Consider the following 14,599-nt stretch of genomic DNA (forward strand, 5'->3'; position numbering starts at 1 on the left):
TATGAAATATGCGGCGGCTTTACAGAAAGAAAATGATTTATTGCGCGAAAAGATTGCCGCGCGCGATACGCAAATCGCCGTATTAAACGAACAGCTTAAACACCTGCTGAGCAAACGCTTTGGATCTTCTAGTGAAAAAATATCGGCTGATCAGCTAGGCTTATTTAACGAAGCCGAAGCATGTGTAGTTGAAGTTGAGGCCGCCGAAAGCGATAGCACCACTGTAAAAAGTTATACTCGCAAGCGTAAGCCTCGCGTTACTATACCCGACAACCTTCCCCGTGAAGACATCATTCACGACATCACCGAAACGGAAAAAGTCTGCCCTCACGATGGCAGCACTCTTAATATCATTGGCAGCGAAGACCATGAACAACTGGAAATCATCCCCGCTAAAATCAAAGTGGTTCGCCACAAGCGACTAAAATATGCCTGTCCCTGCTGTGACAATCACATTGTAACGGCAGGCAAGCCCAAACAGCCTATCGAAAAAAGTATCGCCAGCCCCAGTCTACTCGCTTACATCGCGGTGCAAAAATATGCGGATGCTTTACCTTTATACCGTCAAAGCGAGATATTCAAACGAATCGGCATAGAGCTGGACAGAACTAATATGGCGAACTGGATGGTGAAGTGTGGTGAGCTGACACAGCCCCTTATCAACCTGTTAATTGATTACCTCCACAAGCCACCGTACATCCACATGGATGAAACCACACTACAGGTATTGGAAGAGCCGGGAAAGACCGCACAAAGCAAAAGCTACATGTGGGTAATGACCAGCACAGGTCCACAGTCGGTTTGCGTATTCCACTATGCGGATAACCGAGGGCAACGGGTACCCATCGAGCTACTTAGCGCCGAAAATACCGCCATTATGGTCGACGGCTACGAGTGGTACCAAAAAGCCTGTGATGAGTACGGTATTACCCGCTTAGGTTGCTGGGCTCATGCCAGAAGAAAGTTCAAAGAGGCTCAAAATTTACAGAAAAAGGGTAAAACAGGCAAAGCTGATCAAGCCTTAGCCTATATCCACAAGCTGTACGCGATTGAAAAGAAAATAAAGGACGAACCACCGGATAAACGCTACCAAGTTCGCCAAGAGCAGGCAAAACCCATCCTCGACAAAATCAAAGAATGGTTGGATAAAAGCTTACAGTCGGTGGCACCGAAAACAAAACTCGGTATAGCATTGGTGTACCTGAACAACCAGTGGGATCGATTAATCGCCTACCTGGAAGATGGGTGCTATCCCATCGATAATAATGCTGCCGAACGTGCAATACGCCCCTTTGCTATTGGTCGCAAAAACTGGATGTTCAGTAAGAGTCAGGCGGGCGCTAAAGCTAGCGCAAATCTTTACAGTCTGATAGAAACAGCCAAGGCTAACGACCTGAATACGTACGACTATTTGCAACATATTTTTGAAGAACTACCCAATGCGCAAAATGTTGAGCAGATTGAGGGATTGTTGCCTTGGAATGTCCAGCTTGGTTAGGGTGTGGTTGGTTTGGCGCTTACGTATTACCAATAGCCGCCTGAGTAATGCTGGCGATATTTGTATTGGATCCTGGTCCAGCTGTACCTCATCGGGTATTACTAATTACTAATTACTAATTCATGTATTTTAAAGAGTGACGCCTAGGCGTGGGTACAGCCTTAGTGGGTTGTTGAAAAACGTTTTCGAAACAAGTAATGCAAAGCAAAATAGTGGAATACCAAGCTTCATCTAGTGGTTAATCCGAACTTTTTACATGCAACAACGGCCAGGAAAACTGTTTTCAACAGCCTGCTAGGGCTGTCCCATGCTTTTTTTACTGTAAAGGGTGTGCAAATGACCTTCAGGTTTTTAATACTTCTACTTGTCATTGCCTCGTTAGGTAGTTCGACATTTTTCTATTTTCAAACCCGAGCACTGGAAAAGTCTGCACACGCCAGTAAAGCCCTGTGCGAGCTAAAAGCCTCGCAGCTGGGAAAAAACTACCAAACAAAAATAGACGAGCTACTCGCAGATGTACCACAACAACGCGTTATTCGTAAAACCATTACAAAAAAATTAGAACGCCCACCACTAGAAGAAATGGTTTCATACGGCCATCAAGTTCGAGCCATCAGCAACAAATATGAATTCCTACTAAAAACAGCGCAAATAGAAGCCTCAGACAAGAAAAGGCTCGGCCGCCTTTTACTCGAAAGAGAAAAGCTAGCACAGCAAGTCAACAACGCCTCTACATCTCAACCGGCGCCGGAAAAAATGCAGGAACAACTCGCAAGCATTGAACAACGCATAGAAAACTTACTTACCGACCCAATAGACTACAGCCGGTACGAATATTTAAAAGAGCGAAACCTGTAACATGATCAGCCGATTGAACATCGTTTTGGCCCTTATCGGTATAGCCGCCATTACCCATGCCGGGTATGCGTACCAAAAACATATCGACATCAGTCAAAAACTTGCTAACAGCGCACATCAATGCGATAACCGCCTGAGCGACCTTTCGACTAAATTTGATGGCGAAATCACCAAAATTCAACGTGAAATCGCCCAACGAAAAGTTCAACCCCCAACCATTGAAACCCTGGTTTCCTATGAGTAAGAAACATTACCGGAAGAGTTTCTAGCGGAAACCGACAAACCCGAAATGAACGATACGATGAATCACTGGGCGACATAGTTGCGCGAAAATATCGATTCCTGTTCGCAAAGCTCGACCTATCAACAGGCCAACTTGAGCAGCTAAAACTACTACTAGAGCAACGTGAAGCGCTGGCCCTAAAAATCAAAGACGCAAAAGAGTTCGGCGATGACAGCGGTATCGATAAAGATAGCCTCTGGGATATAGAAAGTGAGCTAGAAAACGTCAACACACAAATTGAGGAATTGCTGGACGATGAAACTCGCCAGCGATTTACGGCACTAAAAGATTCAGATGAAGAACAAAAACACTTCAATCAATACACTCTTGGTGTCAACAGCCTATTTCCGTTAGACAACGTTCAACAGGAAGCCGTTTTATTCACCCGCTTAAAACGCAAGCAACAATTCGAAGAAAAACTGCAATCTTCGGGCTTTGATCAAGACTACCCTTTGAGTAAAGAGCAGAGCGAAAAATTGTTAAAAGACCTCGAAATGGCCGCCATGCGCTACAAGCATAGCTTTCTCCAGGAAATTCGCCGAGAGTTGGATCACAGCAGCTACCCAATGGATCAGTACACTCTGCTAGAAAACTATACCAATACCGAATTCAAAGAGCTTTTAAGCGCCTACCGCGAAAAAACCGAACAGCGCGGTGTGTATTAATACCTGACGTAAAGAAAGACTACCGTGTTTTTCCAGGTTTATAAAACCCGCATTGTTTCAAACCCAACAATACCTGATGAAACTTACCCGACCTCCCGACGCTGATTCCCTGCGTCGGTCTGCGTCCGTATAGTCATGCCTTGCGGCTGGCCCACCTAAAAACTAGAAGTTAGATGTAATTAAGGGCTTCCTAAGCCTAGTAACACGCGCTTATAGCACCTCACTCAATCGCGACAAGCTTTGACCTACAACAATTAACGTGCCGGTCTCGGGGTTGGTCGCGGCATTACGGAAATGCAGTGTAGACCCACTTTTCAGCCTAACCCAACTCTGCCCGCCATCTTGCGAGCGCAGGATGGCACCATCTCGACCAACCAAAATCACATTCGCCGAGCCACTCTCAAATAGCGCGCTGCGTAATTCACCCGTATATTCGGGCGAACTCACATTGGCCCAATTTTTACCCCGATCAGTAGATCTAACGATGGTACCCTCTTGGCCAAAGGCCAACAGCGCACCCGAACGAGGTTCTTTTACCACTCTGCGTAAGGTATTTACCGTTGCCGACTCTGCCGCAGCCCAAGTGCTGCCCTCTTCGGAGCGCAATATTTTGCCATGGGAGCCAACCGCTAACAGGACATTACTTTCACTATCGGCATAGGCGCCATAGAGATCATTCAATGCATGAGTGTCCGCCATCAACCACGTACGACCATTATCCCGGCTAACTGCAACGCCACCCTTCTCACCAACGGTAAACATTAACGCGTTTGCTTTCGAAATAGCGCTATGCCATAAATTCCGGTTTACACTTTCAATGGTCGAAATTTTTTGCCATGACTCGCCCGCGTCTTTAGATTCATAAACAGATCGATACAATACCTCTATCGCAAGATAAGCATTGGTGTCCTCACTGTATAAAATTTGTGTAAATGCCTCGCCTTTACTAAATTCTCCCTGGTACACCGATACCCAACTCAGGCCATTATCCGTAGAGCGTATAATGCTTCCCGCTGGCCCCGCAGCAATAAGAACACCAGTAGCTTTATCTAAAACAATATCGCGCAAATGGGGCGGTTGATTTTTAAACGGATAATCTACATCAATAGCAGACCAACTTAAGCCATCGTCTTCTGAGCGCCAGATGCCACCCAACTGACCAACGGCCACAAAAGTATCGGTACCCGGTATATGAATGGCCTTACGTATGTATTGGTCGATCCCAGGTCGCACCGACACCCAGTTTTCCACCGGCAACGCCGAAATACTTAACCTGTTAGACGTTGCGATAGTGCCACCTAGCCCGGCCGCCACGAACGTATTCTTCGCCTCACTGTGCATCAGCGTAGTAATACTCATATTAAATAAAGGTTTGAACACATCGGCGAACCACGTTGCCCCGCCATCACTGGAGCGAGCCATAACCCCAGAGCTACCAACCACTAAAAGTGATTTACTTTTGCTATCGTAAATAATGCTCGAAAGATAAGGAATATCATCACTCGGCCAGTTATTAACCCTTAAGGGAACAGGCGCCCAGCTTTGCCCTTTGTCTTTTGAAACGAGGATATCGCCCATCTGCGTGGAAAGTGCAATAACGTCGTACTCTGGATCGTAAGCACTGCCGGTGACATAGCCTGCGGTAGGCACACGGGTTAATCGCCAGTTTTTACCGCTATCATCAGACACCAGTAATCGGCCATGATCCGCCGCCGCGAACAACAACTCATCGTATTGATGAAAACCAACAACGTGTGGAATGTAGCTGCCTGAAGGCTGCATATCATGCTGACTAAACTCCCACTTAAAACCGCCATCGGTAGATCGCCCCGTAGTGCCAAATTGAGCACCCAAAAACACATCCCCCGTTTTCTCCTCAATAAACAATTGAAGAATTTCAGCCTGCTCTTCCGTCGTGTTATAGGACACCAACCGCCAACTCAAACCATCATCAGACGAATACAGAATGGCATTTTGCGTACCCGCCGCCACCCATGTCTTTTTACTTTCCACATACAGCGACGTATTTAGACGTGTTTCAGCAAGATCGGCTGCCTCTGGCAGGTTCAACTTAGCTTTACCCCAGGTTTCGCCCCGATTAGTGGAACGCAAAATAGTGCCACCCTCGCCGACCGCAATCATCACGCTGCCCGAAGGGTTCACACTGATGTCGCGCAATGTGTGAGTAACCGGTGTATCGCTACTCTTCCACACTACGCCATCACTCGAATATGCAATAGCCCCTTGCTCACCTGCGAGATAAAAGCTTTCACTTCCCTCAGCGTACTCACCGGTCATCCATTTAGGGTTAAAGACCTCAGCCCGGTAATTGGGCGTTTTTGCGCTGTTACCTGCGTCACAGGCAATAAGAGCAAAGCTAAGGAGCATAATTAGACACAGGCGTATCGTCATGGGTGTTGTCCTTGGAAACGGGAGCGCTGACCGAAGAGAAGGTCGCGCATCCAATTATTGTTATATTTATCAGGTTTTTCGCGTACCGCAACTTGTACTACTTAATCTCACATACTATTTAATCTCACAAATTGGTCAACCATTCAAGCTTTTCGGCATTCCAATTTTGAATATGCGAATTCATCGAATGCAAACCTGCTGGTCTCCTAACCCGCTGCTATTACACAGGGAGACAAAGCTTAATCGTCAACTCGCCCCATGCCATACAAAAGCATGACCCGCACCCCAACGGGGAGGGCCAAAAAGAAACGGAAAGGCATTAAAACACAGATAGTAAGTACGAAGGTTATGCGAGAGTTACCGTCCTCCCTCACCGCCATATACAAAAAAACCCAGCACTAGGCTGGGTTTTGGATAACCTACTGTCATCGTATTTGGGCGGGATTGTCTCAGGCACATCCATGTGCCCAACCCTTCGGGCGCCTTCGGCGGACCAAAATGCTCCAAGCATTTAGTCGAACCACGAGAGTTCTCACCCTCCCTCACCGCCATATACAAAAAACCCAGCACTAGGCTGGGTTTTGGATAACCTACTGTCATCGTATTTGGGCGGGATTGTCTCAGGCACTTCCATGTGCCCGCCCCTTCGGGCGCCTTCGGCGGACCAAAATGCTCCAAGCATTTAGTCGAACCACGAGAGTTCTCACCCTCCCTCACCGCCATATACAAAAAACCCAGCACTAGGCTGCGTTTTGGATAACCTACTGTCATCGTATTTGGGCGGGATTGTCTCAGGCACATCCATGTGCCCGCCCCTTCGGGCGCCTTCGGCGGACCAAAATGCTCCAAGCATTTAGTCGAACCACGAGAGTTCTCACCCTCCCTCACCGCCATATACAAAAAACCCAGCACTAGGCTGGGTTTTTTGTATATGGCGGTGAGGGAGGGATTCGAACCCTCGGTGCCTTACGACACACACACTTTCCAGGCGTGCTCCTTCGACCACTCGGACACCTCACCAAATTGTAATTTCGCGTTTCACTACAAGCTAATATCTAACTCGAAGGCAGTACGCCTGCCCCGCCAGCTTATAGCCGAGCAATTCATAGAATCTCACCGAGGAGCTCCAGAAGGCGGCACACTCTACACAAACCTTTAGCGAAAGGCAATCTCTGGAAAATGTCGTTTTTGGAGGTAACACGTAAGATGGGGCGAAACTAGCCTACGGGCAGCTCTACAAAGAAATACGAGCCTCCACCCGTGGCTGGCTTGTAGTAAATTTTACCTTTATGAGCTTCGATAATATTTTTAGTAATAGCCAAACCCAGGCCTGTTTGTTTTTCACCCGCCGTCGATTTGCTGCTAAGAACAGAAAAGGGTTTAAACAGTTTTTCCGCTTCCGGTTCAGGTATTCCAGCACCGAAATCGCGTACGCTGAGTAACAGCAGGTCACCATCTCGACTTAAACAAATATCAACCGATGCGGCCGAATAGGAGTACTTGATCGCGTTGCTGATCAAATTATCGACAACCTGCTTGATTTTTATATCATCTAAGAAAGTGATCATACCTTCGGGTATATCCAGCCGAAGATTGAGCTTAATTTGTTTGTTCTCAGCTTGCTCTGTATACAGCTCTACCCGCTCCTGCAAAGTGTTGCTTAGATCTACCTTGGATAAATGCAGCTCCGTTCGCCCGCTTTCTATAGCCGATACATCCAACAAGCTCTCTAATAGCTCAATCAGGCCCATGCTATTTTTGTTTATCATTTCAGCCATGGCGTTTACGCGACGATTATCTACATGCTGATGCAGTATCATTTTTGACGCGGTGTTTATCGCTGCCAGCGGGCCACGTATATCGTGAGCAGCAGTACCCAACAACTTGTTTTTATCCTCGTTAAGTTTTTTCTGAGTAATGTAAGATTCAATACGGTCAGCGCTTCGATTGATACGACAGAGCAATTCTTCTGGTACAAAAGGCTTTACCAGGTAATCATTAGCTCCGGCTTTTATGAATTGAGCGGGCAAATTCTGACCACCCTGAGCCGATACGCCAATAATTTCAAGCTCGCTACTGCTTTTAACTTCTCGTAACGCGCCAGTTAGCGCCAAGCCGCCCATACCCTCCATAAAACAGTCGACCACGGCAATAGCGATGTCGGGGTTTCGCTCAATGCAATCGAGAGCCTCTTCGCCGCTGGCAACCGAATGTATCTGGTAGTTCTGCCGTTTAAGCAACCTCTCCATATTGCGCCGTGCAACCCGTGAGTCGTCCACCACCATAACCGCAAGGTTTCGATTGAGATAGATGCGATTAACAGCCCACACCACATATTCAAGGCTGAAAGCGCCGGATTTATGCGCGTAATCGGCAATTCCTCGCAACCACAGGTCCTCCTCCATCGCGCGGTCACTAACAGCGGTAAACACTATGGCCGGAATACCGGCTCTAGAAACTAACTCTACCGCTTTACCATCCACCGCATCCGGCAAGTGTAAGTCGACAATGGCGACAAAATAGTCCTGGCCAGCCCCCTCCAATAACGCTCTGGCGGAAGCGTAGTCTTCCACAACATCCACAACAAAACCGTGCGCCTGCTCGATTAGGCTCTTGAGCACACGCGAGAATGAGCGAGCGTCTTCAATGATTAGGATTTTTTCGGTCATAACATTAGCTAAGCGTGATCCAATTGCATCTTTAAAAGTAGCTTATCTCCGCCTAATTCGCCGGGCATCGGGTTGTTTTTTCGCCAGACACCTAAAAAGCACTCAGCTCTAGGGTAAGTGCTCTGCAAATTACCACCTGTAACACCCTACGTAGCCTTTTGAGCCCTATATATCGATTTTGACTAGTATGTGGTCCATACTTGTTTGAAACCGTGCACAAAAATGGGCTAAAGGTTTGTGAATGCAGGCTTCCAATATCTACCTTATCGCCACAGCAGAAGTTGCCGTGTTACTTCTGTTGATATGCGTATTTCTGCTCCTACAAAACCGTTCTCTACGCGGCCTAGTAAAGAAGCTACAATTAAGAATGGAACAGCTCGTTGTAGACTTGCGGGCCGCTCGGTCAGCCGCTAAAACATCAAAGGAAGAGTCTTCCGCAAAGGATGTTGGCTACAAGCAAATGCTAAACAAACAGCTCGATTTTATTCGAGAACACCACGACCGGCTGGATGCAGGACAAGACCTAGTACTCGACCTAGACCCCGAAACGCCGCTACCGAGACGTGTGGCCGCTTTACGCTACGCCATCCTCCAGGCGGAAAAAGAAGCCACAGCTAACAAACTCAACGACCACGCCGACTGGAAAGTGTTGCAATCCCGTTACGAGAAGCTATTCGATTACCAAGCCGTTTACACACAGGCCCCTGAGGCCGGTGTATACCCCGAAGAAATGGACGCCCTACTTCAGGAGTTGACCGCCGCCAAGAAAAGGGTGCAAAACCTCGAGCGCTTTAAGGCACTGTACTTTGATCTAGAACAGCAGTGGGAATCCAGCAAGGAAAATGCCCAAGTTCACATGAGTCAGATCAGTGAGCTAACAGCCGAAGCCGAAAACAGCAACGAAATCGAACAGGTTCTGAAGGCTTACCAATCCAGTTATAATGTTTTTAACGACATACTTGAAGCCGGTGTCGAGGGTCAAAACATTCTTAACAGTAGCGCAACCGGTGAAGAATCCACAAGTGAAGTTCGCCACCTGAGAGCCGTTGCCGCAGACCAGCATAAAATCATCACCGAATTACAGCGTAAGCTGCGTGACTCAAACACCGCCGAAGAAAAGGAGCTAGTTGTAAATGAATTACAGGGGCAACTGCAAAAGCAAATTCGCTTTGTGCAGGAGTCTGAAACCTGTATCCAGCTACTGGAAGACGAACTGACAACGGCACACAAAGAAGTGGAGCAACTTCAAACTCGACTCTCCCAACTGCCGGCTCTTAAAGGCAGCCTAAAAGAGCTACGCGACCAAAACGACGAATACGAACTTCAGTTTACCGCCATCAAATCTGAAAACCGACGCCTCTCCTCCAAACTAAAAGCCATCGAGGCTGCCCCCCCCAACGATACAGGCAACTCCCACAAGCTCAAAAAAGAATTGTCTGAGCTGGAATCACGCTATGCGGAGCTGGAGGAGAAGTTCCTGGACCTTAAGATGAGCCAATAACGCGACCACACCATTCTCACAGCCTTTAAAAGCTATTGTTGCACTGCTCATGGGTCGCTAGAATAGCGGCCACCAATGACAACTGTTTATTGTTGTCTTAAGGCATAATGTAATCGATTTGGTTACTGCCAATACAGTCTGTACAAGCCTTAAACACTGTTACTAGGATAATAAATGGCTGAGCCCACGAATCAGGTTTCCGAAAAACTCGCAGCAGACTTTTCTCTCAGACAAAACGACGTTCGCACGCTCATCTGTATTGCGGCGGCGGGCACCTTGATGGTTAACCTCAATTGGCAGGCCATCAATATCATTGACGCGCTAATCGCCGTCGGTATTCTCACCTATGCTGCTGCTTCATACCTGTGGCTGCGCAAACGCATATTCGACAAACAGCGCGACCTAATCTTCGACCGGGTAATGATGCTGGATGCCTTTATTATTGGCATAGTGCTTGGCCTATCTAACTTCAGTCTGCTGCCCTCAATTCTCTTTATCACCATGATTCAATTTAACGGACTGATCAATGGCGGGGTTAAAAAGTGGCTGGCCGACAACGCGGCCTTTGTTGGGGGGGTTACCTGTACCTTTTTATTGCGCGACCCCGACTGGGTGCTGTCCGACAAACTCGAGATCAGCATCGTTAGCCTTATTGGCATCTTTACTTATTTTTGCGCCTACGCTATTTTTGTCCATACGCGCATTCGCAAGCTTATTATGCACAACAAACAATTGGTAAATGAGCAAACCCTCTACAAATTACGCACCTATAAATTGGCCCGCTATCTCACCCCTACAGTATGGAAAGCAATTAATGAGGGGAGAGAACAAACACTCGCATCGGAGCGCAAACGCGTTTCCGTGTTTTTTTCCGATATACGTGGTTTTTCCAGCCTAGCGGAAGAGTTGGAAGCGGAAACACTCACCGATTTACTCAATACCTACCTCACGGAGATGGTAACCATTGCCACCAAGCATCGCGGCACCATCGATAAGTTTATGGGCGATGCCATTATGGTGATTTTTGGTGATACGGGCAGTGAGGGACTAAAAGCCGACTGCATACGTTGTCTGGGTATGGCGATTGATATGCGTAAAAAGATGAAAGAGCTGCAAACACGCTGGTATAACCAAGGTATAAAAAAACCCCTACAAATCCGTATGGGGATAAATACCGGCTACTGCACGGTGGGGTCTTTTGGCACAACCCAATATATGGATTACACCGTATTGGGTACCCACGTAAACCTTGCCAGCCGCCTAGAGTCGGCCGCTGATCCCGGCGAAATTCTTATTTCCCATGAAACCTGGTCACTGGTTAAAGATGTGATTATGTGCCGAGACAAGGGCGAGATAACCGCAAAAGGTTTCAGCCACCCCATAAAGGTATATCAGGTGGTGGACTTTCGCAAAGACCTTGGTCGGCACCAAAGTTATTTTGAGGAAAATGCTGAGGGGTTTTCCATGCATCTCGATCTCGATAAAATTCGCAACTACGACAAAAACACCGTTGTTGATGCACTCGAGAGTGCTGCCGAAAAACTGCGGGATAAAGTTATTAAATAAAGCACACCTCTACTGTCGGGCAATACGGCACATGTTAAGTGCTGCCGGCAGGTCTTTACCTAAGTTGGGTGTCGCTCTGTATGGGTTTATATCCAAGCCCCCCCGACGGGTATAGCGCGCATAAACAGCCAAAGCATCTAACTCTCCCTGCGCCAATAGATCACAGAATATTTTCTCCACGCAGTTTTCATGAAAATCCTGATGTTCGCGAAAGGAAATAACATAGCGCAAGTAGCTTTCTGGTAACAGTTCCCGACCAGAGTATTGAATCCACACCGTTGCCCAATCTGGCTGCCCAGTAACCGGGCAATTACTTTTAAGTAAATGGCTGTACAAGCAAACACCCTCCACTTGGGTGCTGTTAAACACCAGCATATTACTGTCGGGCCGGTAGGAATCTATCTTGCATTGAAGGTCGTCCACACAGCTGCCCCGTGGTGGCGCCAGCGCTTTTGGGTAAGCGTCTACCGGGTAAAGCGTTACCTGTACGTCAGCACCACTGGCCGCTGTAAGGTCCGCCTGTAATTGTGCTTTTACCGCCGCTACCGACTCAAACCGCGTTTGATTAAGCGAGTTTAAATAGTATTTAAGCGATTTCGATTCAATAATGGCATCGCTGTCGGCGAGAAAAACAAATTCAGCAATTGCTACCTGGGGTTTACCGCCAGGTAATAACCACGAAACTTCGTACGCTGTCCAAATATCCAAACCGATAAACGGCGCACCTTTACCCTCGAGCAATAGGATACGCGATTGGCTCCTCGCGATAGGCTCTAAAAGCGAAGGGTCGTAGTTGGATACATAGCTAGCCGTTTCGCCAAGCTTTATTGATGCCATCAGGTACGCAACCTCTTTCCATACTCCAGCAGATATAGGCAATAGGAGCCTAGAACTACCAAAAATAAAACAATGCCTATAAATGCCCACGTTATATCGACATCAGACACGCCAAGAATGCCATAGCGAAACGCATTAACCATGTAGAAAACCGGGTTCAATTTAGACACCCCCTGCCAAAATTCAGGCAGTAAACTGATCGAATAAAACACCCCGCCAAGATAGGTGAGTGGCGTAAGTACAAACGTTGGAATTATTGAAATATCGTCAAACGAATTCGCAAATATGGCGTTAATCATACCCGCAATCGAAAACAGCACCGCGGTGAGCAGTATCACACTCACCGTTACCAACGGATCATGAATTTTGAGATCTGTAAAAAAAAGCGAAATTAAGGTTACCACCGAACCCACAGCTAAGCCCCGCAACGAACCACCACAGACATAACCCGCCATAATAATGTAATTCGGCGTAGGGCTAACCTGCAACTCTTCAATACTTTTAGTGAATTTCGCTGAGTAAAAAGATGACACCACGTTGGAGTAGGAATTGTTAATAACAGCCATCATGATTAACCCGGGAACCACAAACGACATATAGTCAAACCCGCCCATTTCTCCAATACGGGCGCCGATTAGGCTGCCGAAAATAACGAAATAAAGCGCCATGGTAATGACCGGTGGAATTAGCGTTTGCACCCATATTCGAGTAAAGCGGCGAATTTCTTTGGTAACGATCGTTCGAAATGCAATAAGCTGCTGATGGGCATTCATCTACTCTTCCCCTCCTGAGCTTTGCGCATTAACCAGCCTAACGAAGAGTTCCTCTAGACGATTCACTTTATTACGCAGGCTAATCACGTCTATCCCTTGGGTAGAAAGTTGTCGAAACAGATCGTTCATCGACGTCCCACTTGCAACCGAAACCTCAAGTGTTGTGGTATCCGTTTGCTCCACCGCGTAGGTGTCAAATTGTGGCAGGCTTTCCACGGGTTGCGCCACATCCAAAATAAAGGTTTCTCTATTCAACTGTTTCAGTAATGCTTTGACACTGGTGTTTTCAACAATTTCACCGTGATTGATGATAGCAACATTCCGGCAAAGGCTCTCAGCTTCCTCTAGGTAATGTGTTGTTAATATAATGGTGGTACCGGCTTCATTTATGTCCTTCAAAAACTCCCACATGCTGCGGCGCAATTCGATATCAACACCTGCCGTAGGTTCATCTAAAATGAGAAGTTTAGGCTCGTGCACCAATGCGCGCGCAATCATCAAGCGACGCTTCATACCGCCACTAAGGTTACGTGCCTGCTGATTCCGTTTCTCCCACAGACCCAAATGCTTTAAATACTTTTCTGCTCGCGCCTCTGCCAGTGCCTTAGGCAAGCCGTAGTAACCGGCCTGGTTGGTGACAATATCTTTAATATTTTCAAACATATTGAAGTTGAATTCCTGCGGTACCAACCCCAATAATTGCTTAGCAGCGGAGAATTCCCGGTCGATATCATGGCCGAAGATACGCACTTGTCCGGCAGACTTTCGCACCAGCGAACACAAGATGCCAATAGTGGTAGACTTGCCGGCTCCGTTGGGGCCCAGTAACGCAAAAAAATCACCCGGCGCCACTTTTAGGTCTATACCTTTTAGTGCCTCAAATGCGTTGCCATAGGTTTTACACAGCCCACTGATATCCAGTGCCAGCTCGGACTTTTCGCTTGCTGGCGTTGCTTCTGTTAAATCATACATAATCGGAAAAATGCTCCGTGGAAAATACCGTTTCAGAATACCAAAAGTTTCATCAGCAACTGGTAGTTAACCTGCTGACACAGATTCGTCAGCTATTACCCTTTACCCGCACCGATGACCATGAACCAAGTGAGCAAGATACGCAATTTATAGAATATTTCGACAAGCTGAGCAGCGACCTCAATGCCAGCGAAGAGGGCTACCCTCTGGGCCAATGGATTATAACCGCGATTGTTGCCCGCTACCCCCACATTACGCCTCTGGTCGCTCGCGATCTATTCTGGTTTTTCGGTGGTGATTGCCTGCACTATTTAGGCGACGAAGAAATTACAAAATTTCAAAAGCTAGACGAAAGCTTTCATACCCAAGACTCGGAAACTGAAACCTTTGTCCCCTATGAAGAAATGCGCGAGCAGATATTTAACCTGCAATAGCGTAAACCCTTGACGCCCCCCAACGCCAGCCTCTCCAGAGGCCTTTAAGGCCAAAAAGGCGCCATATCAGTACCACGCTTATACTGCGGTCTCAGTCGCCACTGCTCTTGTGCTCCGCGGCATACGACCGC

12 protein-coding genes and 1 tRNA gene are annotated in these 14,599 nt (G+C 47.4%); 7 read left to right on the forward strand and 6 right to left on the reverse strand.

All coding sequences use genetic code 11. The features are described from left to right. Nucleotide 1 precedes the first annotated feature (1 nt). From tnpC to H5336_RS03700, 4 genes are all read left to right on the forward strand, one after another. A complete protein-coding gene (tnpC, locus tag H5336_RS03685) occupies nucleotides 2-1,498 on the forward strand; it encodes an IS66 family transposase (RefSeq protein ID WP_185231013.1) in 1,497 nt (498 codons plus the stop codon). A gap of 336 nt (nucleotides 1,499-1,834) precedes the next feature. Next, complete coding sequence (locus tag H5336_RS03690; RefSeq protein WP_185231527.1) at nucleotides 1,835-2,356, forward strand: hypothetical protein; 522 nt, start codon at nucleotides 1,835-1,837, stop codon at nucleotides 2,354-2,356. Between the two features lies 1 nt (nucleotide 2,357). Further along, entirely contained in the window at nucleotides 2,358-2,600 is a 243-nt protein-coding gene (locus H5336_RS03695) for a hypothetical protein (protein WP_185231529.1), read from the forward strand. A 284-nt stretch (nucleotides 2,601-2,884) separates the two neighbouring features. Beyond that, a complete protein-coding gene (locus tag H5336_RS03700; protein ID WP_185231531.1) occupies nucleotides 2,885-3,304 on the forward strand; it encodes a hypothetical protein in 420 nt (139 codons plus the stop codon). A 210-nt stretch (nucleotides 3,305-3,514) separates the two neighbouring features. On the opposite strand, the gene H5336_RS03705 is transcribed toward H5336_RS03700, so the two are convergent. The 3 genes from H5336_RS03705 to H5336_RS03715 all read right to left on the reverse strand — a co-directional run bounded on the left by H5336_RS03705 (nucleotide 3,515) and on the right by H5336_RS03715 (nucleotide 8,385). Next, complete coding sequence (locus H5336_RS03705; protein WP_185231533.1) at nucleotides 3,515-5,716, reverse strand: WD40/YVTN/BNR-like repeat-containing protein; 2,202 nt, start codon at nucleotides 5,714-5,716, stop codon at nucleotides 3,515-3,517. 932 nt (nucleotides 5,717-6,648) lie between these two features. Beyond that, nucleotides 6,649-6,736: transfer RNA gene (locus H5336_RS03710), tRNA-Ser, on the reverse strand. A gap of 197 nt (nucleotides 6,737-6,933) precedes the next feature. Then, on the reverse strand, nucleotides 6,934-8,385 hold the full coding sequence (locus H5336_RS03715) for a hybrid sensor histidine kinase/response regulator (protein WP_185231534.1): 1,452 nt from the start codon (nucleotides 8,383-8,385) through the stop codon (nucleotides 6,934-6,936). Between the two features lie 241 nt (nucleotides 8,386-8,626). Here H5336_RS03715 and H5336_RS03720 point away from each other — a divergent pair, with 241 nt between their 5' ends. Next, on the forward strand, nucleotides 8,627-9,886 hold the full coding sequence (locus tag H5336_RS03720; RefSeq protein WP_185231535.1) for a coiled-coil domain-containing protein: 1,260 nt from the start codon (nucleotides 8,627-8,629) through the stop codon (nucleotides 9,884-9,886). A gap of 174 nt (nucleotides 9,887-10,060) precedes the next feature. Beyond that, nucleotides 10,061-11,452: an adenylate/guanylate cyclase domain-containing protein gene (locus H5336_RS03725; protein ID WP_185231536.1), complete on the forward strand. Its 1,392-nt coding sequence runs from the start codon at nucleotides 10,061-10,063 to the stop codon at nucleotides 11,450-11,452. A 9-nt stretch (nucleotides 11,453-11,461) separates the two neighbouring features. On the opposite strand, the gene queF is transcribed toward H5336_RS03725, so the two are convergent. The 3 genes from queF to H5336_RS03740 are packed head-to-tail and all read right to left on the reverse strand — an operon-like array spanning nucleotide 11,462 to nucleotide 14,034. Continuing rightward, nucleotides 11,462-12,289 carry an NADPH-dependent 7-cyano-7-deazaguanine reductase QueF gene (gene queF, locus H5336_RS03730; RefSeq protein ID WP_185231537.1) on the reverse strand — a complete coding sequence of 276 codons (828 nt, stop codon included), beginning with the start codon at nucleotides 12,287-12,289 and terminating at the stop codon, nucleotides 11,462-11,464. Continuing rightward, nucleotides 12,289-13,062 carry an ABC transporter permease gene (locus H5336_RS03735; RefSeq protein WP_185231538.1) on the reverse strand — a complete coding sequence of 258 codons (774 nt, stop codon included), beginning with the start codon at nucleotides 13,060-13,062 and terminating at the stop codon, nucleotides 12,289-12,291. The genes queF and H5336_RS03735 overlap by 1 nt, the downstream gene beginning before the upstream one ends. After that, complete coding sequence (locus H5336_RS03740) at nucleotides 13,063-14,034, reverse strand: ABC transporter ATP-binding protein (protein WP_185231540.1); 972 nt, start codon at nucleotides 14,032-14,034, stop codon at nucleotides 13,063-13,065. It lies immediately after the preceding gene. A 17-nt stretch (nucleotides 14,035-14,051) separates the two neighbouring features. On the opposite strand from H5336_RS03740, the gene H5336_RS03745 reads away from it, so the two are divergent. Beyond that, nucleotides 14,052-14,468 carry a PA2817 family protein gene (locus H5336_RS03745; protein WP_185231542.1) on the forward strand — a complete coding sequence of 139 codons (417 nt, stop codon included), beginning with the start codon at nucleotides 14,052-14,054 and terminating at the stop codon, nucleotides 14,466-14,468. The last annotated feature ends 131 nt before the right edge of the window (nucleotides 14,469-14,599 follow it).

Origin of the sequence: Teredinibacter franksiae (genome assembly GCF_014218805.1) — a bacterium.
In the GTDB taxonomy this organism is placed as follows: Bacteria; Pseudomonadota; Gammaproteobacteria; order Pseudomonadales; family Cellvibrionaceae; genus Teredinibacter; species Teredinibacter franksiae.